General features: G+C 64.7%; 15 protein-coding genes. 3 read left to right on the forward strand and 12 right to left on the reverse strand.

Translation table 11 applies throughout. From position 1 onward, the window contains the following. Positions 1-21: 21 nt before the first annotated feature. Both ACFB49_RS23145 and ACFB49_RS23150 read right to left on the reverse strand, forming a co-directional pair. On the reverse strand, positions 22-1,203 hold the full coding sequence (locus ACFB49_RS23145) for an NAD(P)/FAD-dependent oxidoreductase (RefSeq protein ID WP_380874143.1): 1,182 nt from the start codon (positions 1,201-1,203) through the stop codon (positions 22-24). Positions 1,204-1,321: 118 nt separating this feature from the next. Continuing rightward, positions 1,322-2,245, reverse strand: a complete 924-nt coding sequence (locus ACFB49_RS23150; RefSeq protein ID WP_380874145.1) for a dihydrodipicolinate synthase family protein — start codon at positions 2,243-2,245, stop codon at positions 1,322-1,324. A 192-nt stretch (positions 2,246-2,437) separates the two neighbouring features. Between ACFB49_RS23150 and ACFB49_RS23155 the strand changes: the two genes are divergently transcribed. Then, complete coding sequence (locus tag ACFB49_RS23155; protein WP_380874146.1) at positions 2,438-3,358, forward strand: LysR family transcriptional regulator; 921 nt, start codon at positions 2,438-2,440, stop codon at positions 3,356-3,358. A gap of 4 nt (positions 3,359-3,362) precedes the next feature. Here ACFB49_RS23155 and ACFB49_RS23160 read toward each other — a convergent pair whose 3' ends face one another. The 5 genes from ACFB49_RS23160 to ACFB49_RS23180 all read right to left on the reverse strand — a co-directional run bounded on the left by ACFB49_RS23160 (position 3,363) and on the right by ACFB49_RS23180 (position 9,607). Further along, the gene (locus tag ACFB49_RS23160) at positions 3,363-4,817 is read right to left on the reverse strand and encodes a sodium:solute symporter (RefSeq protein WP_380874148.1); all 1,455 of its coding nucleotides are present in this window, start codon (positions 4,815-4,817) and stop codon (positions 3,363-3,365) included. Continuing rightward, the gene (locus ACFB49_RS23165; RefSeq protein ID WP_380874150.1) at positions 4,814-5,080 is read right to left on the reverse strand and encodes a DUF3311 domain-containing protein; all 267 of its coding nucleotides are present in this window, start codon (positions 5,078-5,080) and stop codon (positions 4,814-4,816) included. The genes ACFB49_RS23160 and ACFB49_RS23165 overlap by 4 nt, the downstream gene beginning before the upstream one ends. Then, a complete protein-coding gene (locus ACFB49_RS23170) occupies positions 5,077-6,546 on the reverse strand; it encodes an indolepyruvate oxidoreductase subunit beta family protein (protein ID WP_380874152.1) in 1,470 nt (489 codons plus the stop codon). Before ACFB49_RS23170 ends, ACFB49_RS23165 begins: the two co-directional genes overlap by 4 nt. Before the next feature lie 145 nt (positions 6,547-6,691). Beyond that, positions 6,692-8,815: a thiamine pyrophosphate-dependent enzyme gene (locus tag ACFB49_RS23175; protein ID WP_380874154.1), complete on the reverse strand. Its 2,124-nt coding sequence runs from the start codon at positions 8,813-8,815 to the stop codon at positions 6,692-6,694. A gap of 3 nt (positions 8,816-8,818) precedes the next feature. After that, on the reverse strand, positions 8,819-9,607 hold the full coding sequence (locus tag ACFB49_RS23180; RefSeq protein ID WP_380874156.1) for a cyclase family protein: 789 nt from the start codon (positions 9,605-9,607) through the stop codon (positions 8,819-8,821). A 96-nt stretch (positions 9,608-9,703) separates the two neighbouring features. Here ACFB49_RS23180 and ACFB49_RS23185 point away from each other — a divergent pair, with 96 nt between their 5' ends. Next, positions 9,704-10,195, forward strand: coding sequence for a MarR family winged helix-turn-helix transcriptional regulator (locus tag ACFB49_RS23185; protein ID WP_380874158.1), 492 nt, complete (start codon positions 9,704-9,706; stop codon positions 10,193-10,195). Here the strand turns inward: ACFB49_RS23185 and ACFB49_RS23190 are convergent. The 5 genes from ACFB49_RS23190 to ACFB49_RS23210 form a co-directional block, all read right to left on the reverse strand. Further along, complete coding sequence (locus ACFB49_RS23190) at positions 10,179-11,999, reverse strand: DUF885 domain-containing protein (protein WP_380874160.1); 1,821 nt, start codon at positions 11,997-11,999, stop codon at positions 10,179-10,181. The two genes, ACFB49_RS23185 and ACFB49_RS23190, sit on opposite strands and share 17 nt — an antisense overlap. Positions 12,000-12,095: 96 nt before the next feature. Further along, the gene (locus ACFB49_RS23195) at positions 12,096-14,366 is read right to left on the reverse strand and encodes a TonB-dependent receptor (RefSeq protein WP_380874162.1); all 2,271 of its coding nucleotides are present in this window, start codon (positions 14,364-14,366) and stop codon (positions 12,096-12,098) included. 101 nt (positions 14,367-14,467) lie between these two features. Further along, the gene (locus ACFB49_RS23200) at positions 14,468-14,947 is read right to left on the reverse strand and encodes a hypothetical protein (protein ID WP_380874163.1); all 480 of its coding nucleotides are present in this window, start codon (positions 14,945-14,947) and stop codon (positions 14,468-14,470) included. 329 nt (positions 14,948-15,276) lie between these two features. Then, the gene (locus tag ACFB49_RS23205) at positions 15,277-16,536 is read right to left on the reverse strand and encodes an amidohydrolase family protein (RefSeq protein WP_380874164.1); all 1,260 of its coding nucleotides are present in this window, start codon (positions 16,534-16,536) and stop codon (positions 15,277-15,279) included. Between the two features lie 14 nt (positions 16,537-16,550). Beyond that, positions 16,551-17,846 carry an amidohydrolase family protein gene (locus ACFB49_RS23210; protein ID WP_380874166.1) on the reverse strand — a complete coding sequence of 432 codons (1,296 nt, stop codon included), beginning with the start codon at positions 17,844-17,846 and terminating at the stop codon, positions 16,551-16,553. A 202-nt stretch (positions 17,847-18,048) separates the two neighbouring features. Between ACFB49_RS23210 and ACFB49_RS23215 the strand changes: the two genes are divergently transcribed. Then, complete coding sequence (locus ACFB49_RS23215; RefSeq protein WP_380874167.1) at positions 18,049-19,857, forward strand: DUF885 domain-containing protein; 1,809 nt, start codon at positions 18,049-18,051, stop codon at positions 19,855-19,857. The last annotated feature ends 110 nt before the right edge of the window (positions 19,858-19,967 follow it).

Here is a 19,967-nt window from a genome sequence, read left to right on the forward strand (position 1 = left end):
AGATGTTGTTCTCCATCCCCATCACCCCATGAAACTGTTGAGATGCTCGAACCGCGCCGGCGAGAGCAGGTCGAGTTCCGCCACCCGCTCGCCCGCAATCGCGCGAGCCAGCAGCCGGGCGAAGGTCGGTCCCAGCGTGAAGGCCGATCCGCCACCGGCGACGAACAGGCCGGGCGTGCGCGGCACCTCACCGACGATCGGCAACTGGTCGGCGCTGATCGCGGTCACGCCGGTCCAGCTTCGGATCAGGTTGAGCCGTTCCACCATTGGCACCGTGTCGATCGCGGCGCGCAGATTGCCTGCCAGCGACGTCTCGATCATCCTCGCCTTCGCCGAAAGATCGAACCCGCCGTCCCGCTTCTGTGCCAGCCGCGAAGGCCAGCCGCCGCCGATCAATATGTTGCCGGCATGCGTCTGCTTCATCGAAAGCCGTCGTCCGACATGCTGAATGAGCTGTGGCAGGGCGGCCGACGTTCGCTCGGTCGCGTTCATCAGCAGCGCCACCGGGTAGAGCGGCATGTGCAGGTTGGCGAGCGCGGCGATGCGCGCGATCCATGCGCCCGCCGCGATCAGCAATTTGTCTGCCCGGAACTCCGCATCGACCGTCCGCACCCGGAAACCACCCGCCTCACACGCGATCGTCCGCACGGCTGCGCCCGTGTAGATGTCGGTGCCCGCGGCCCGCGCCGCCGCGGCGAAGGCCGGTGTCACCGCGCGCGGATCGGCGTGGCCTTCATCGGGCAGATGGCAGGCGGCAAGGATATGGGGGGCGAGATAGGGGGCGATGCTTCTCGCTTCGTCTCCGTCGACCAGCCGGCTCGCCAGCCCCTCGGCGCTTTCGCGCCGCGCCTTGGATTCGAGCATCGCCACCTGCTCGGGCGTCTCGGCGACCATCAGTCCGCCCGCCATGGTGACGTGCAGGTCGGCGCCAAGCTCGGCCTCCAGCCCGCGCCAGTCCTCGATCGCCAGCCGGTTGAGCGCCACGATCCGCGCGGCCTGATCGGCCAGCGCCTCGCCATTCTCGATGAAACGGCGCTCGATCTGGAAATGCAGCGATCCGGCATTCTGGCCGGAGGAGCCGGCGTTGATGTCGCCGGCCTCCAGCAAGGTGACGCGAACGCCGGTGCGGGCAAGGCGCCAGGCGGTGGCACAGCCGATCAGGCCACCGCCGATCACCAGCACGTCCGCCTTCGCTACCGTCACCAATTCCCCCTATCCGTTCGTCCCGAGCGAAGTCGAGGGACGTACCGCAGGCGTTAAGCTGCGTGTCTCGACTACGCTCGACACGAACGGGAAGCGCCGGGGTAAAGTCAACCGCGGATCAGATCCGCCCGAGCGAAACCAGCGTTTTCCGGATGCGCGCGCTGTCTTCCGCGGACACATCATGCAGCGGCCGGCGGACATGCCCGCCGGGCAGCCCTTGCGCATTCAGCGCCGCCTTCAGGATGGCGGGGCCGGAGCCGAAGCGGCCGACCAGATCCTGGGTGTACCATTCGTCCAGGATCACGCGATCCCTGGCACCGCAGGCGCGTGCGGCATCCACATCGCCCGCCCAGAGATGGTTGTAGAAGTCGGGATGCGTGCGGCCGAGCACCGCGCCCGCGCCCATTGTGCCGTCGCCGCCACGCGCTTCCAGCAGAGCCAGACCATGCTCGTCCATCGAATGGCCGAACACGCGCACCTGTTCATTGAGCGCGAAGAAGGTGTTGACGAAGCGGCGCAGGTCGCCGGTTGATTGCTTGATCGCGACGACATTCTCGATGTCGGCGATCCGCTTCAACACCTCGAGCGGCAGGTCGATACCCGTGCCCGGCGGCCAGTTATAGACGCAGATCGGCAGGCGCGATCCCCTGGAGATATCCTCGTAGAAGCCGACGATCTCATCGGCGTTCGGGCGGAAATAGGGTGGGGGGGTGACGAGAATGCCGTCGAACCTGTTTTCCGCCGCGACCTCGGCAAATTCCAGCACTTCGCGCGCGGTGAACGCCGTGCATCCCGCCAGCAGCGGCAACTTGCCTCCAAGCTGCGCACCAACGGCCTGAAAAAGCTGCTTGCGTTCGGCACTGCAAAGGCTCGGCCATTCGCCGGTCGTGCCGGCAATCACCAGCCCGTGCATGCCTTCGCCGTGCAGCCATTCGAGCAAGCGGCCGAGACCCTGGAGATCAAGGTTGTGCGCGGCGTCGAACGGCGTCGTGATGGCAGGAATATAGCCGCGCCAATCGACGCGGGATCGCTTGGTCGTCAAAACGCAAACACCCCCTGGAAAGCGTGTCCGGCGTGCAGTCCCACCCGCCGGTCAGCCTGTGTTGCGATGTTACGTCATTCGCGGCAAGAGCAACAAAGGGCGAATATCATTGCGCTTGCTGCAAAGATGACGCAGCATGGTCACATAGAGCCAGAAAGGCCGTCTGTTCACAATATCGGGGAGCACGTACCCATGTGGGATAACGCTTTGAATTATTTCTACGAGGCCGCGAGTCTCGGATCAATGCGTCTCGCCAGCGACAAGATCGGCGTGGCGGTATCGTCGATCAGTCGTCAGATCGCCCAGCTCGAAGCGGACATGGGAATCGCGCTGATCGAACGCGGTCGCCGCTCGATCCGGCTGACGGATGCGGGGCGGCTGGCCTTCGAATATCACCGCAATCAGCTCGCCGATCGCGAGGCGCTGATGAATCAGCTTCAGGAATTGCGCGAGGTGAAGACCGGCCGCATCGACCTCGCCGTCGGCGAAGGTTTCCTTGGCGCCGCCTTCACCGCGATCATCGACGGCTTCCAGCGCCGCAACCCCGGCATCGCCGTCACCGTCACCAGCGGCACTACGACCGATCTGGTGCGCATGGTGCTCGACGACGAAGCCCATATCGGCATGATCCTCAACACCACCAGCGAACCCAAGATCCGCACGCGCACCGCGGTCTCGCAGCCGCTGATGGTGGTGTGCGCGCCGCGGCACCCGGCGGCGGGGCTATCCTCGCTTACGCTGGCGGATCTCGCTCGCTTCGATCTCTGCCTGCCGCCCAAGGGCTTCCGCATCCGCACCATCCTGAACGATGCGGAAAAGCGTGCGCAGACCTGGCTGGAACCGCGGCTCGTCACCACCTCGCTGGCGATGATGCGCGATACCGCCAAGGCCGGCCGTGCGGTGACGGTGCTGCCGCGCATCTCCGCGCTGACCGAGATCGAGGAGGGCAGCTTGGTCGCCCGGCCGCTGCTCGAAGCCGAACTGGAGCACAGCACCGTCAGCCTGATCCACCGCCTCGGCCGTCAGCTCGACGGCGCACCGGCGCGGCTGCTCGGCATCCTCGAAGCCAAGCTCAAGACGTGGACGGAGGCAGACCGGGTGGTCGCGGCCTGACAGCTCAGGCGATGGCGGGTGTCGCTGCCCGCCGCGCCGGGATCGCGAGGCAGGCGACCACCGCCACCGCGCCATCCACGGCCATGGCGATCAGGCCATGGTCCCATTGCGGCAGGATCAGGTTCCACAGCTCCTGCGCCTGCGGCAGCAGCAGCGCGCAATAGCCTGCAACGATCCCCGCGAACACACCCGCGGCATGCGCGCGCGGCCATGTGAAGGCCAGGAACACGCCCGGCGCCAGCATGCCGACCGCGGCATAAGCGGACAGGCCGATCTCGACGAGCGACTTCGATCCGCCCAAGGTCAGCCACACCGCCACACCCGCAAATGCCACCATCGACAGGCGCGAGATGAGCAAGGTCTGCCGCTCAGTCAGGTCCGGCTTGAACGGCAGCACGACATTGCGGCTGAAGATCGAGCCCGAGGTCAGCAGCAGCACCGATCCCGGCACCAGCGCCAGCAAGCAGGCGGTGCCCGCAAACAGCCCGACCGCCCAGGCCGGATAGCTGTCCGACACGAATTGCAGCAGCACCGCATTGGTGTCGCCGCCCGCAGGTTGCGTGCCGGCGAGCAGCGCGCCGAAGCCCATCAGGATGATGAAGAAATAGGACAGCGAATAAAGCGGCTGCCAGATCGCGTTGCGGCGGATCGTCGCTTTGCTCCCGGCAGAAAAGCAGAGCTGGAACATATGCGGCAAGATCCAGTTGCCCAGCGCCACGTTGAGCGCCGCCGTCATCAGCCAGGTCGTCGATAGCCCCGCTTCCGGCTGCAGGCCAGGGAAGCTGCCAATGCCGGGATGCGTGTCCTGCGCCAGCCGGTAGACGTCGAGCATCGAACCTGCGCCGACCTTGGAGGCGACGGTCGCGCACAGGCCGATCATGATGACGACCATCAGCACGTCCTTCACCCCCGCCGCGAAGGCTGCGGAGCGCAAGCCGGCGACATAGACGAAGGCCAACATCACGCCGGCCGCGATCAAGGCGGCGGTCAGCGGCGCCACCTCCGGCCCCAGCGTCAGCCGCACGATCATGCTGAGCGCGACAATCTGGATCTGCACATAGACGACCAGCGCGCAGATGCCCGACACGCCGACGACCACGCCCAGCCAAGTCGCCTTGTAATGCGTCGCGAAGAAATCGGCCTGGGTGACAAGGTCATATTTCCGCCCCGCCTCCCAGATGCGCGGCATCAGCCAATAGCCGAGTGTTGCCGACAGCGAGACGGAACAGAAAGCCAGATAGGCCGGCGCGCCATAGGCCCAGGCATAGCCCGAGATGCCGAGCACCGCGAAGGTCGTGTAGATCTCGCCGGCGTTCAAAAACCAGAAGATCAGCACACCGAACTTGCGGCCGCCGACCGCCCATTCGGCCATCGTCTTGGCGCGCGCCTGGCGCTGGCCATAGAGCATGGCGCCGGCCATCGTGCCGAGCACGATCGCGAGAGTGAGGGCGAGGATCAATGCAGGTCGCCGCCGCTGGGGCGTGCGGCCACGTCCTCTGGCTCAGGCCCTTCCTGGGCCTGGTCGATCTTGAAGACGATCGCGATGAGGATCGAGGTGATGACGATCCCCACCATCTGCCACACCATCGGGAAGGGGAGCGAGAGCGGCCGCCACGCCACATCGTTGACGAAGGGCACCATGCCGACCTGCCAAAGGAAGGGGATCAGCAGCAGCCAGCGATGCGCAAAGCTGCGCGCCGCCGCCGGTTCTTGGTTACTCATGCAATTGCCCTTTGCGTACCCGATGCCGCCAGCTCTTCGGCCAGCTTTTGTCCCTTGTCGTCGGCAAGCGCGGCCGCGCGCAGCCGTGCCAAGCCGGCTGCATCCACAGTATCCACGGCCGCCATCACCGTCGCGAAATTGGCCAAGCCACGCTCGAACGTGTCGCCATAACCCTTCACCAACCCCTGCGCCCGCGCCACCTCGGTCGCAAGCACAGTATCCCGCGCGGCCACCTGGCGGATCGCCGCCAGCCAGCCTTCAATGCGTTCCTGTTCCTCATGGAAACGCAGCGAGGATCGGCGGAAGCGCCGCATCCCCGCCAGCAGCCGCAGCATCAGAAACCAGCGCAGGCTGGTCGTCTCGACATGGCGGCCTGCGCGGAAGAAGGGCTCCAGCAGCTTCGACAGGCCGGGGCTGTTCAACACGAAACGGCCGATGCCCGCGGGCAGCGTCTCGCACACCTCGCGCAGGCGCGGATGCATGAATTCGGTCACGCCCAGTATCTGATCGTCCTTCGCCCGCACTTCCTTGCGCACACGGTCGATGCGGCTGGCGCGGATCTTGAGGTCGGCGACGCGCACCGTATCCTCATAGCTCATCCAGAGCGCGAGATGCCGCGCGGTCTCGGCGGTCAGTTCGGCGTCGCCAAAGGCGGCGATCGGTTCCAGCCGGTCGAGATAAAGATGGGCATAGGCCGCATCCTGATAGTCGGTCAGCCGGGCGACACCGTGCAGCGCATTGGCATGGGCCGCGATCGGCAGCGTGCCGACGCGATGGGCAAGCGCACGGCCGGCCTCGGTGGTCGGCACGGGCACGTCGCTTGTCGCCACCGGCGGCAGCACGATCTTGCCGGCGCCTGCCGCCTGATAACCCGCTTCGAACCCGCGCAGATTGGAATCGACGGCGATTCCGCTCGCGCGGATCGCATCCTCAAATGCTTCGCGGGGGAAGGGCAATGTGCCGCTCCCCGCCAGCGCGCCGAACATGATCGAGCTGATGACGCTGCCCGATGCTTCAGTAACGGCGTCCATGTCGAAGCCGATGAAGCGCCGGGCGCGCTCTTCGCACGCCGCGGCGATCCGCTCGCTCGATGCGCGGCCGTCACCCATCGCCGATTTCTCGGAAACCGCGAAGATCCGGTGGGTCGATCCGATCAGGGTCGTGCGATCCTTGGTCACGAAGCCGCGCAGGATCGCGCGGCCTGCTTCCATCAGTTCGGATGCGATGACCACGTCGACGTCACCCGGCACCGGCATCAGTGCTAGCACCGGATCGGCCGCCACGCTTTCGGGCAGCATCTCGACATAATAGACGGTCGATCCGGTCCGCTGCGCGACGCCGGGAACCGACGTGCCCTGACCGCGCCAACCCTGATGCTTGGCAAGGTCGAGGATCCAGTCGGCGAGCACGCCGCCGCCCTGTCCGCCCAGCGCGAGGATGGCGAGGGTGATACGCTGCCGGGTCATTGTGCGATCACCTTTCCAATATTTCCCTCGTCACCCTGAACTTGTTTCAGGGTCCACCGCGCCACAGGCGATTTCGGTGCGAGTGGAAAGGTGGACCCTGAAACAAGTTCAGGGTGACGGTGGTGGGTGGCGTAGGCGCTGCTCATCAAAACGCCCTCGCCGCGCGCGCCGCATCGAACCGCCGCTGCATCCACCCGATCACAGCCCCGCTCACCTTCTGCTTGAACCGGTCCCACCCGCTCGGGTTCGTCACGATGCTCGCGCGGTAGAAGCTGGGGCACAGCACGGCGGCATGGCTTGCCTCGCCGCACAGCCCGCAACCGACACAGCTATTGTCGACATGCGCCACCGGGTCGCGGCGTAGCGGATCGGGATTGGGCTTGATCGTCAGCGATGGGCAGCCGGAAATGCGGATGCAGCTATGGTCGCCGGTGCAGGTATCGGGGTCGACGCCGAAACGCTCGCGCACCACGCGCTTGCCCTCCTTCATCGCCTTGGCCTTGATCGGCTTCTCGCGCCGCTGGCGGTTCAACATGCACTCGGACGAAGCGACGATGACCTTCGGGCCCTTGGTCTCGGTCGTCAGCGCTTCCTTCAGCGTGTCGCGCATCCGTTTGATGTCATACGTGCGGTCGATCGTCCGCACCCAGTCCGCGCCGACGCCACGCACCGCGCGTTCGATCGGGTGGTTGGTGGTGCGCACCGGATTGGTCGCGCGGGATGACAAGATGTCCTGCCCGCCCGTGGCCGCCGAATAGCCATTGTCGACGATCAGCGTGACGGTGTCGTCCTTGTTGAAGACGGCATTGCCGATGCCGGAAGTCAGCCCGTTATGCCAGAAACCGCCGTCGCCCATGATCGCGATCGCGCGCTTGCCGTCGGGGCGGAAGGCGGATGCGCCCGCCGGCCCCAGCCCATAGCCCATCGTCGTGTTGCCGATGTTGAACGGCGGCAGGATCGAAAACAGGTGGCAGCCAATGTCGGCCGACACGTGGCTCGGCCCCAACTCGCGCTCCACCAGCTTCATCGCGGTGAAGATCGGCCGTTCCGGGCAGCCGGTGCAGAAACCCGCGGGCCGCTGCGGAATATCCTTCGGCCCCACATTGGGTGCGGGCAGTGCGTCCTCGGCTGGCGCGATCTCCGGCGCCCATTGGCGCAGGAACTTCGCCACGCCGTCGCGCAGCACCGCGCCCGAATATTCGCCCGCGCGCGGCAGCACGTCCTTGCCGATGATCCGCGTCTGCAGGTCAGCCTTGCGCAGCATCGTGTTCAGCTCATGCTCGATGAACTCGGGCTGGCCTTCCTCGACGATCAGCACCGCGGATTTGCCGCGACAGAAGGCGGTCACTTCCTCGGGGATCAGCGGATAGGTGACGTTCAGGCAATAGATCGGAACCTGCGCATTGCCTTCGGCGTCGGACAGACCGACCAGTTCGAGCGCGCGGTTGAGCGTGTTGAACAGCCCGCCCTGCACGATGATGCCGACGTCGCCCGCTGCGGGGCCGAAACGCTCGTTGAGTTTGCGGTCGCGCACGAACTGCACCGCCGCCGGCCAGCGCTTCTCGATCTTCTCCACTTCGTGCAAGAAGTTGGCGGGCGGCAGCACGATCCGGTCGGTATCGCGGTTGGGATTGTTGGCGGCGTCGCCCACCGTCATCGCCGGGCGCTTGTTATCCTTGGCGGTGAACTTGCCGGTGACGTGGCAGGCGCGCACGCGCAGTTCCAGCATGACGGGCGTGTTCGATGCCTCGGAAAGCTCGAAGCCCCGTTCCACCATATCGACGATGCTGGTCAGGTTCGGCCGCGGATCGAGCAGCCACATCTGCGATTTCATCGCGAAGGCATGGGTCCGCTCCTGCATGATCGAGGAGCCTTCGCCATAATCCTCGCCGACGATCACCAGCGCGCCGCCGGTGACGCCGCCCGAAGCGACGTTGGACAGCGCGTCGGACGCAACATTGGTCCCGACCACCGATTTCCACGCGACCGCGCCGCGCAACGGGTAGTTCACTGACGCCGCCAGCATCGCTGCCGCGGTCGCTTCGCTGGCGCTCGTCTCGAAATGGACGCCGAGTTCCTTCAGCAGCGGATCGGCATCGGCGAACACGTCCATCAAATGGCTGATCGGCGAACCCTGATAGCCGCCGACATAGGCCACGCCTGCCTGCAGCAGGCCCTTGGTGACGGCCAGGATGCCCTCACCCTCGAACGTCTCGCCCGCGCCGACGCGCAGCTTCTCGACTTCCTTCTTGAACGAGCGCTCGGCCATGGCTCAGCCTGCGACGAGCGCGAGCACGCGCAAGGGACTGCCCGAACCGCCCTTGATCTTCAGCGGCGCGGCCACGATCACCGCACCCGTCGCCGGAAGCTGGTCCAGGTTCTCCAGGCATTGCAAGCCATAGCGGCCGGCCGCGTGGAACAATGTGTGGGCGGGGTAGGGCGGGGTGAGCAGATGCGCCTGGCCGGCATCGGTGCCGATCGTCTCGACCCCCAGGCCATGCGCATCGCGCTTGTCGACCAGGAACTGCACCGCCTCGGTCGACGGCCCCGGCGTGTGCGCGCCGTCCTCGCGACGGTTGGTGTAATCGTCCACCGAACGCTTCGACCAGTCGGTGCGCAGCAAGATCCAGTGGCGCGGCGGGATGCGGCCATGGTCCGCTTCCCATGCCTCGATATCGGCCACTGTCAGCAGATAATCGGGATCGGCGGCGCATTTGGCGGAGATATCGATCACCACTGCGGGCGCGACGAAATCGGCGGGGGCCACGGTGTCGACCGCATTGTTGGGCAGATCCTTGCCCGTCACCCAATGCACCGGCGCATCGAAATGCGTGCCGGTATGCTCGCTCACCGTGAAATTGTTCCAGTACCAGGCGACGCCGCGCTCGTCGTAGCGGCTGATCTCCTCGACCACGAACGGGCTGCACTGGCCGAACTCCGGCGGCAGCACCAGCGTCGGCGTGTCGGACGAGAGCGTCTGCGTCAGGTCGACCGTGCGGATCGCACCGGATGCGATGCCGCTCGTCAAAGCTGTCAGGGTATCGGCGCCTTGGCTGGCCATTTTTGTCTCTCCCGCGAAATATGCGGATCAGAATGTCATATTCACTTGCATATGCAACCATTATATTGTTGCTGCGCTCGCAAGGGAGTGGGGCGAATGAGTGTGAACCTGTGTGACAACCGGACCCTCGGCGATCCCGGCACCCCGGCCTTTCAGCTCGACAAATATCCGTTCTACCTGCTCAATCGCGCAGCCAGTCGGTACAACATCCTGATCGAGGCGCGGCTTCGCACCATCGGCATCGATGTCCCCACCTGGCGTGTGTTGATGATCCTTGGCGAACAGGCGCCGCGCAGCGTCGGCCGCATCGCCGAGTCGGCGGTCATCAATCTTTCGACGATGATGCGGATCATAGAACGGATGCGGAATGCCGGCCTCGTCGAGACCGGCCCAAATCCCGACGACGCCCGCGTCACCGACGTCCATCTGGCGCCCGCGGGGGAAGAGAAGCTCGCGCTGGCCCGCGCCACCACGGCGCCGGTCTATGCCCGGCTGATCCGTGGTTTCTCCGCCCGCGAGTTCGATCGCCTGGTTGGCCTGCTCGGCAAGCTCCAGGACAATCTCGACGCCATCAACGGGGCGGGGTAGCCGCCCAGGCCGCGACCGCCTTCTCCAGCACGGCGAGCGGCACCGGTCCCGATTCCAGCACAAGATCGTGGAACTTGCGCACGTCGAAGCCCGCGCCCATCGCCTTGCGTGCGGCTTCCCGCGCGGCAACGATGCGGTTCGCGCCCACCTTGAAGCTGCAGGCCTGGCCCGGATAGACGGCGTAGCGCGTCACTTCGCGCTCGGTCGCGATGGGCTGCTCGCCCGCATTCTCGACCATCCACTTGACCGCCTGGTCCTTGGTCCAGCGCTCATGATGGATGCCGGTATCGACCACGATCCGCGCTGCGCGGAACAGTTCCGACTGGAGATAGCCGATCCGTCCGAACGGGTTGTTCTCATACACGCCGAGTTCATCTGCCACCTGCTGTGCGTAGAGCGCCCAACCCTCGGTGTAGGCCGAGAAGCGGACCATCTTGCGGAACAGCGGCATCTCCGGCGCGTGCGCCAGAACGCTATATTGGAAGTGGTGGCCGGGAATCCCCTCATGGTGGGTAAGCGTCGGCAGTCGCCAGGTTGCGTGCTCGCCGGGATCCTTCAGGTTCAGCGAATAGACGCCAGGCTGCCCCGGCGCGCCTTCCGAATAGAAGGCGCCGGGCGCGCCTGCCTCGATCGCCGGCGGAATGCGGCGGACGACGATAGGGTTGAGCGAAGTGTTGCCGAACGCCTGCGGCAACCGGCTGGTGACATCCTTGAGCGAGCTTTCCGCAAGCGCGATCAGCTTCGCCCGGCCGGCATCATCGTCCGAGACCTTGAAGCGCGGATCGACATTCAGCGCGGCGATCCGCTGACCGACACTGCCCTGGTTCAGCCCTTGCGCTTTCAGCAGCGTGTCGATCTCGGCGATCAACTGCTGGCATTGGGCGAGGCCGACCTTGTGGAGTTCGCCGGGCGCGATGTCCGCGGTCGTGTTCGATCGCACAGAGGCCGCATAATAAGCGTCGCCATCGGGCAGGCGCCATACGCCTGCGGTGTCGACGGCCTTAGGCGCAACCGCTTCCAGCGCGGCGATCTGGCGCGAAAGGGCGGGGGCGATGCGGGTCCGGAAGATCTTTTCGGCGCGGGCGCCATAGTCGCCAAAGCCCTTGGCCGTTATCTTTGCCAGTGCAGGCGCGATCAACGCCGATTGCAACGGCGCGCCGTCGCGCAGGCCCTTGATCTGCGCGATCGTCTTCTGGATCACGAAGGTGGGCGGGATGATGCCGATCCCGGCGTCGTGGCGGATGCGGTCAGTTTCCTGGTCGAGCGCGGTGGCGAGCGCTGCGACGCGCAGCAGCCACGCTTCGGCATCGGCCTTGGTGTCGATCGGGTGGCGGCCGCCGATGAAATCCGGCAGCCAATAATAGGCGCCGTTCATCTGGCTCACCACATAGGGGCTGGGCCGCAGATTGCCGTCGACATAGCCATAGCGGCCGAGCAGATCGGCCAGCGTTTCATAGACGAAGGCGGCGACATCATAATCGAGCGCGGCGCGCTGGCCGAGCGCCGCGCGGTCGATCCGCTTCAGGTCGGCTAGAGCCTGCGCGATGGCGGCGCGATCACTGGCGCGGGCGGCAAGCGAGCGATCGTCTAGCAGCGCGCGCAGGTTCGCGTTCGCGCCGACATCATAATTGTTGCTGGTCGCCTCTTCGGGCGAACGGTGGAGATAGGCTTCGGCGTGGCGCTGGAGCAGCGCTTCCAGGGCGGCATCGGCCGAACCTTGTGCAAAAGCGAATTGCGGTGCGCCGGCGACGCCGAACAATGCGCCGGCCGCCGAGGCCTCCAGGAAGCGACGACGGTCGATCATGGCATTCTCCGAGAAAAGATAGCGAGGCCTCTCGTGACGACGGGAGAGGCGAAAGACAAGGGCGGTTCCCGTCGCCGGAAACCGCCCAGGGGGGACTTAGAACTTGTAGCCGGCGTTGACGCCGATGCGGCGGTAGGACGGCTCGACCTGAACGCCCGAGTAGAACGCCTTCTCATAGGCGTTGGCGTAGTATTTTTCCTTGAACAGGTTCTCGACATAGAAAGTGACGTTGTACTTCTCGGTTTCGACGCCGAGACGCACGTTCACATTGTTGTAGCTGGGCGCCCAGAAGGGCGAGTCAGCGTAGAGATAGCCGAACGGGTGCGACAGCGTGCGGCTGCGATAGTTCCACTCGAGCCGGCCGAAGCCTTCGAGATTGTCCATGATCGGCTGGGTGTATTGGGTCTGCGCACCGAGGGTCCACTTCGGAGCGTTCACCAGCGGACGGCCGGAAATGTCCAGCACGGTGCCGTTGATCAGCGCGTTCGGGTAGTCCTTGAACTTCGACTTGTTGTAGCCGGCCTGGCCCGAAAGCGTCCATTCCGGCGTGATCTTCGCGTCGAAGCTGCCCTCGATGCCATAGCTTTCAGCCGCCGCCGCATTGGCGATACCGCTGACGCTGCGGAACTGGCCATTGTCATTGAACTGGAAGTTGATGGTCTGCTGGACGTCCTTCCAATCCATGTAGAAGCCGGTGATGTCGATACGAACGCGGCGGTCGAACAGATCGAACTTGGTGCCGAGTTCATAGTTCCACAGCGTTTCCGGATCGAATTCGTTCTGCAGGAATGCGCTCGTGCTGGTCTGCGTGCCGCCCGACTTGAACCCACGCGAAGCCGTCGCGAAGAGCAGCCAGTTCGTGTCGGCCTTGTAGCTGAGCGTGAACTTCGGCGAAACGTCCTCGAAAGCCGCAGAACGGTCGTTGACGCCGGTCACAACCTCACTCGAGCGGGTCTCCGCCAGATTGCTCGTCTTTTCCCACGAATAGCGGACGCCTGCCGTGAAGGACAGTTGATCCGTGAAATTCAGAGTTCCCTGCCCGAACAGCGCGAAATAGCGGGTGGAGCTTTTGGAATCGAGGCCGGTGACTTCCAGGCCATTGCACGACACGCCGCCGGGGCAGGCGAAGGTGATCTCGGTGCCGTTGAAGGTGCTCTGGTTGGTAACGCCCGAATCCTTGCCGTAGGCGGTGCCGATGCTCCAATCGAGGAAGTTCTTGCCGTTCGATTGCAGGCGGACTTCGCCGCTGGTCGATTTACGGGTCAGCTTCAGATCTTCGTAAAAGAAGTCGCGGCTGCCGCCATCGACGTCACCATAGTTGAAGACGTCGGATTCCAGGTGACCGACCACCGCCGTCAGCGTGGCGATGTCGAAATCCCACTGCAGGCGCGACGTCAGATAATCATATTTGGTGCCGACGCTCTGCGGGCGGTTGAAGTTCACCTGATCGTCATTCTCCGGGAAGAAGCCGACACCATCCGGATCACCGACATAGCCGGCCGGCTGGCCGTAATAGGCACCGGCCCAGGTGCGCGTGACGAACCCGGTCGGAACGCCGGCGCGCATGCCCAGCGTTTCCTTCGAGTAGTTGTAGAGGAAGTCCCAGGTGATGGCGTCGGTCGGCGTGAAGCGCGCCTGGATGCGGCCGGTGTAGAACTTGCTGTCGTTGCCGCCGCCGATCGGGTTGATATTCTCGATATTGCCGTCGGACTTTTCATACTGGCCCGAGGCGCGAAGGGCGAGGATGCCGTCGATCACGGGCACGTTCACGGTGCCCTGGATGCGCTTGGTGTCGAAGCTCGAATAATCGAGCTCGATCTCGCCCTCGAACTCGTTGACCGGCTTCTTGGTGCTGACGTTGATGGCGCCGCCGACCGAGTTGCGGCCGAAATAGGTGCCCTGCGGGCCGCGCAGGATTTCGATCCGCTCGAGATCGACGATCTGCGGGTTGCTGGTCGCGGCCGAGACGTTGAAGTCGTCGATGTAGAGCGCAGAGGTCGCCTGGCGCACGTCCGCGTAGGGATTGAGCTGGTTCGAGATGCCACGGATCGCCAGATCCTTGCGGTCGCGCGAGCCGTTGGACTGGAAGCTGACGTTCGGCGTGAGCGCGAAATAATCCTCCACGCTCTGCACGTTCTGCTTCTTCAGCGTGTCCGCGGTGACGGCGGTGATCGAAATCGGCACGTTCTGAATCGATTCCGAGCGGCGCTGTGCGGTGACGACGATGTCGTCGGCGGCGCCGGTGTCTGCCGCGGCGGCTTCTTCCTGCGCGAACGCCGGCGTGGCGGAGATGCCAGCGGCGATCGCGATCAGCGCGGCCTTGCCGAAGAATTGGGCGGTACGGCCCTGCTTGTTTGCACCCATCATAACTTCAAAACCCCCTTCGCCTGCCGCGGACTTTGCCGTCGGCACCAAGTTTTCAGCCTCTCCAGGACGCGCCTTCATGCGACGCGGCCGTCTCTTTCTGTTCAGTTCGTCCAGCACTGCGGGTCGAGCGGCTCCTTCGCCGGATCGATCGTGTGGCGGACGAGAGTGATCGACGCGATCTTGCCGTCGCGCAGCACTGCGTGGCCGGCGGCCAGCGCGCAGCTCGGCTTGCCGCCGCGGCGCGAACGGATGACATGATAATTATAGATCATGCCGTCCTTCTCGAAGACTTCCTTGAACGGCACGACGATCTCGACTTCAGCGCCGCTCGCCTGAATCTTCTGGAAGTGCTTCGCCCACTCCTCGACGCCGTTGATCACGGTGCGGCCTTCGAGCGTCAGCGTGGCATCTGGCGTGAAGTGCTTGGCGAAATTTTCCGGCGTGTAGGCTCCCGGCGTCTTGAACGCCTGGTTCCACCAGATGAACATCTTGGAAACCGCGTCGGTCGCGGGCTTTTCGGCATAGGCCGGTCCAGCGAGGCCGAGCATGGCTGCCGCGCACAGGAGCACTCGCATCTTCATCGTCCAACCCCCTTATTTCGTTGTTGCGACCGCGCTTTCGGCGGCGATTTCTTGAAGGGGAGTGTCCGTTAGTTGCAGTGTTGTTGCAACGGCATTGCAAAGTGATGATCGTTGCGTTTGATGCAAATTAGCTCGACTGTCGGCTTGGCGAGAGCCGGGCCAGATCCCAACAATCCGCGGCCTCGCAGTTGATCATCCAGCGAATCTCGAACTTCGGCGAGCGCATCGAACAGACCGTGAGCGTCGGCCTCCGCCTTGAAGACGGGATTGCCGCCGCGGTTACGACACCGCGACGGCAATTATTTTTCGGAAGAGGCCGGACGGACGGGTCAGTCGGTCCAGTCGTTGCGGACTGTCTTGCCGCCCTTCATCACGAAGCCGATCGTGCGGAGCGCGCGGATATCGGCGGACGGGTCTGCATCGACGGCGATGATATCGGCGTAGAAGCCCGGCTTGAGATCGCCCACTTCCTTTTCTACGCCCAGCATGCGCGCCGGCTCGGTCGTCGCGGCACGCAACGCCTGCAGCGACGTCATCCCCGCTTCCGCATAAAGCTCCGCCTCGCGCACGGTGGCGGTGGTGCCTTCATTGGGCTCGAACGGGAATTGGTCCGATCCCAGCGCGATGTTCACGCCTTCCTTGATCGCGGACTTCAGCGTCTCCCAGTGGATCTTGCCGACCGACGCCTGTCGCTCGAGATACCAGGGCGGCGAGCCGATCTTCTTGTAGAATTCCAGTGCGCCCTTCTGGCTGACGACGATCGTCGGCACATACCAGGTGCCCTTGGCCTTCATCTTCCTGAGCAGTTCGGGCGTGAACCAATAGCCATGTTCGAAGCAGTCGATGCCCTGCTCCAGCGCATATTCGGACGCCTGGGGCGATCCGGTGTGGCCGGTCACCTTCAGTCCGTTGCGATGGGCGACCTCGATCGCGGTCTTCATTTCCTCGTCGGTGAAGGGCGAGGCGGCGATGTCGCCATGCGTGTCGGAGATACCGCCGGAGATGCCGAGCTTGATCCACGTCGCGCCGCGCTTCGCCTGCTCACGCACGCCCTTGGCGAAGGCATAGGGGCCGTCGACCTCAAGCTTGCCGTGGCCGCCGGTCGGCACCAGCGATTCACCCGCCGTATGGATGCGTGGGCCATCGAAGGTGCCGTTGTCGATCGCCTTCTTCACCGCGAAGTCGATCCCGCCATCCTCGCCGGTCAGCCGGACGGTGGTGGTGCCCGCGTAAAGCGACTTCTGCGCATTGTTGAGCATGCGCAGGCCTTTGGCCTCGGGGCTCTCATTATAAAGCCGCCCCGCGCCGGGCAGGTTGAGGCCGAGATGGACGTGCATGTTCATCAGGCCGGGCGCCAGCCACTTGCCCTGCATCTGCACGACCTTGGCGTCGGCCGGAACGGGTGTCGTGGCAGCCGGGCCGACCGCCTTGATCCGGTCGCCTTCGATCAGGACGACCGCATCGCGGATCGGCGCCTTGCCGCCCATATCGACGACATTGCCGCCAACGAGCGCGGTGACCTGCGCGAAGGCCGGAAGCGGGGTGAGGGCGACCGCGATCGCCGCGATGGATGCGAGATGCTTCTTCATCAAACCGCCCCCGATCAATGCGCGATGCGCGCGGGATCGGCGTCGTCGCGATAGACGGTGCCGCCCTTCATCACGAAGCCGATGGTGCGCAGCGTGCCGATATCCTTGGTGGGATCGCCGTCGACCGCGATGATGTCGGCATATTGGCCGGTCTGGATACGGCCGACATCCTTGTCCATGCCCAGCATCTTCGCCGGCTGGATGGTGGCGGCCTGCAGCGCCTGCAGCGGCGACATCCCGGCCTTCACATAGAGTTCTGCCTCGGCGACGGTCGCGGTGGTGCCGCTATTGGGTTCATAGGGGAATTGATCGGTGCCAAGCGCGATGTTGATGTTCATCTTGATCGCCTTCTGGATCATCGCCCAATGATCTTTGCCCGTCGAGGCGACGCGCTCCATATACCAGTCGGGCGATCCGATCTTCCGGTAGAATTCGTAGGCGCCGGATTGGCTGACGACCATCGTCGGCACCAGCCATACCCCCTTGGCCTTCATCTGCTTCAGCACCTCGTCATTGAGGTGATAGCCATGCTCGAAGCAGTCGATGCCGAACTTCAGCGCCTGCAGGGCCGCTTCGGTGGAGCCGTTATGCGCGGTCACCTTCACGCCGTTGCGGTGGGCGACATCGATCAGGGTGGACAGTTCCTCATCGGTCATCGGTGCCGCCGAAATGCTGCCGTGCGTGTCGGAAATGCCGCCCGAAATGGCGATCTTGATCCAGGTCGCGCCGCGCTTGATCTGGGTGCGCGCCGCCTTGGAGAATTCCGCCGGACCGTCCGCTTCCAGGAATCCGTGGCCGCCGGTCGGCACGATCAGTTCGCCGGCGGACTGGATGCGCGGGCCGATCGCTTCGCCCGCCTTGATCGAACGATCGAGCGCGAAATCGATGCCATGGTCCTCATGCGTCAGCCTCACGGTGGTGACGCCGGCCTGCAGCGTCTTGCGCGCATTGTCGGCCATGCGCAGCGCTTCTTCGGCGTCGGTCTCGTTGAGCAGCGCGTTGCCCTGCGCGCCCGGCAGCTTGAGGCCAAGATGGGTGTGCATGTTCATCAGGCCGGGCACGAGCCACTTGCCCTGCATCGGGATGACGGTGGCACCCGCCGGCACCATGACGGAAGAAGAGGGGCCGACCTGGACGATACGTTCGCCCTCGATCAGCACGGTCGCGTTCTGGATCGGTGCGGCACCGTCGACCGAGACGACATTACCGCCGACGATGGCGGTAACGGGCTTGGCGGGAGACTGCGCCAGCGCGGGCAAGGCGAATGCGGCCGACGCGGCCAATGCGATGGTGAAACGCGAGAATTTCATGCTGACCCCTCATCGATAACCGGCCGATCACGATCGCGGCGGCCACGGCTTCGGTTTTTGACAGTGCGGGATTGCGCGGGCCGGGCACAATGCGCAACCTTTCCTGATATCGTTGCGATTGACGCAAATTATTCATCCGGTTGTTCCGTATTGAGCAAGGGATGCGCAGGATCACTCGATCAAGCGGTTGAGGGGGTTGAATATGCTCGACGGACAAACCGGCCTTTCGCGGCGTCATGCGCTGGGGCTGCTGATGGCAGGCGCGGCGATCCCGTTCGCGCCGGCGCTGGCGCAGGGGAACAATGTTTCGACGCAGCTTCGTGCGCTGCTCGATCAGAGTGCGGCCGCCGATGACGCGCTCGATCCGATCGCGGCGGCGGGCAAGGGCAAGAAGGTCGAGGCGGTTTTCGTCGATCCTCTGTCCGACAGCTATGCGCAGACGCTGCGTGCCAACAAGACGCGCGAGCTGGCCGCGCTTCGCGGGATCGACCGTGCGGCGCTGCCGGCGGAAGATCGCATCGCTTATGATGTCTTCGATTATCGCACCCGCCAGACGCTCGAACTGTTCGAAAGCGGTTTGTTCGATGTGCAGCGCAAGGCGCCGCTCGATGCCTCCTTCGGGTTGCAGGTCGAGCTGCCGGATTTCGTATCCGGCGCCGGCGCGCCGTTCGCGAGCGTCGCGGACTATGAGAATGGCCTGAAGCGGCTCGAAGGCTTTGTCGGTTTCCTCGACAACACGGTCGCCAGGCTGAAGCAGGGCAAGGCCGAAGGCTATGTCCAGCCGAAGATCATCGTCACCAACGTGCTGGCGCAGGTCGATGCGATGCTGAAGCTGCCGGTGGAGGAGAGCCCCTTCTACGCAGCGATCAAGCGGATGCCGGAAGCGATCGGCGGCGCGGATCGCCAGCGGCTGACCACCGACTATCGCGCGATGATCGCCGACAAGGTCTATCCTGGCTACCGCAATTGGCAGTCCTATCTGCGCGATACCTATCTGCCGGCAGCGACCGAGGCGCCGGGCCGTTGGGCGATGAAGGATGGCGCGGCGCTCTATGCGCGCGATCTCGCCCGCCACACCACGACCACGCGTTCGGCCGAGGATATTCACGCGCTCGGCCTGTCCGAAGTCGCACGCATCCGCGGCGAGATGGAGGCGGTGCGGGCCAAGGTCGGCTTCCAGGGCGACCTCAAGGCCTTCTTCGAGCATGTCCGCACCGACCCGAAATATTATTACACCAAGCCCGAAGACCTGCTCGCGCGCTTCAAGGCGATCGAGGCGAAGATCTGGCCGGGCATCCCCAAGCTGTTCCACGAACGGCCCAAGGCCCCGTTCGAAGTGCGGCCGCTGCCCGCGCTCGGCGATCAGCGCGGCACCGGCTATTATCGGCCTGGCCCGCCGGACGGGGTTTCGCCGGGTATCCTGTTCTTCAACATGTCGATGCTCAACACGCGGCCGATCCCCACGCTGGAGACGCTGACACTGCACGAGGGCATTCCCGGACACCATTTCCAGCTGACCTTGGCGCAGGAAAATATGAAGCTGCCGCCGCTGCTGCGGAGCGGCCAGTCGACCGCTTACACCGAGGGCTGGGGCCTCTATGCGGAATCGCTCGGGCCGGAACTCGGCATGTTCACCGATCCGATGCAGTGGTTCGGCCATCTCGACATGGAGATGCTGCGCGCCGTCCGTCTCGTCGTCGATACCGGCATCCACGCCAAGCACTGGGGGCGCCAGCAGGCGATCGATTATATGCTCGACAACACCTCGATGGCGCCGCGCGACGTCGCGGTCGAGATCGATCGCTACATTTCCTATCCGGGGCAGGCCTGCGCCTACAAGATCGGCGAACTGAAGTTCCGCGAGCTGCGCGAACGCGCGACCAAGGCGCTGGGGACGAAGTTCGACGTGCGCGATTATCACCATCAGGTGCTCGATACCGGCGCGCTGCCGATGGCGGTGCTGGAGGCGAAGATCCTCGACTGGATCAAGGCCGGCGGCGGGCGGGCTTAGAGTCCTTATCCTCCCTGAGCTTGCTCGGGGAGGGGGACCGCTCGAAGAGCGGTGGAGGGGCATTGTGCAACGGTCGGATTGCCCCACCACCATGCTGCGCATGGTCCCCC

It is taken from the genome of Sphingomonas sp. DBB INV C78, from assembly GCF_042693015.1.
Lineage (GTDB): Bacteria > Pseudomonadota > Alphaproteobacteria > Sphingomonadales > Sphingomonadaceae > Sphingomonas_E.

Coding starts and splice junctions, on each gene's coding strand:
- ACFB49_RS23215 (WP_380874167.1), top strand. CDS start 18,049: ATGCTCGACGGACAAACCGGCCTTTCGCGGCGTCATGCGCTGGGGCTG.
- ACFB49_RS23210 (WP_380874166.1), bottom strand. CDS start 17,846: ATGAAATTCTCGCGTTTCACCATCGCATTGGCCGCGTCGGCCGCATTC.
- ACFB49_RS23155 (WP_380874146.1), top strand. CDS start 2,438: ATGTGGGATAACGCTTTGAATTATTTCTACGAGGCCGCGAGTCTCGGA.
- ACFB49_RS23190 (WP_380874160.1), bottom strand. CDS start 11,999: ATGATCGACCGTCGTCGCTTCCTGGAGGCCTCGGCGGCCGGCGCATTG.
- ACFB49_RS23205 (WP_380874164.1), bottom strand. CDS start 16,536: ATGAAGAAGCATCTCGCATCCATCGCGGCGATCGCGGTCGCCCTCACC.
- ACFB49_RS23175 (WP_380874154.1), bottom strand. CDS start 8,815: ATGGCCGAGCGCTCGTTCAAGAAGGAAGTCGAGAAGCTGCGCGTCGGC.
- ACFB49_RS23165 (WP_380874150.1), bottom strand. CDS start 5,080: ATGAGTAACCAAGAACCGGCGGCGGCGCGCAGCTTTGCGCATCGCTGG.
- ACFB49_RS23185 (WP_380874158.1), top strand. CDS start 9,704: ATGAGTGTGAACCTGTGTGACAACCGGACCCTCGGCGATCCCGGCACC.
- ACFB49_RS23200 (WP_380874163.1), bottom strand. CDS start 14,947: ATGAAGATGCGAGTGCTCCTGTGCGCGGCAGCCATGCTCGGCCTCGCT.
- ACFB49_RS23195 (WP_380874162.1), bottom strand. CDS start 14,366: ATGATGGGTGCAAACAAGCAGGGCCGTACCGCCCAATTCTTCGGCAAG.
- ACFB49_RS23170 (WP_380874152.1), bottom strand. CDS start 6,546: ATGACCCGGCAGCGTATCACCCTCGCCATCCTCGCGCTGGGCGGACAG.
- ACFB49_RS23180 (WP_380874156.1), bottom strand. CDS start 9,607: ATGGCCAGCCAAGGCGCCGATACCCTGACAGCTTTGACGAGCGGCATC.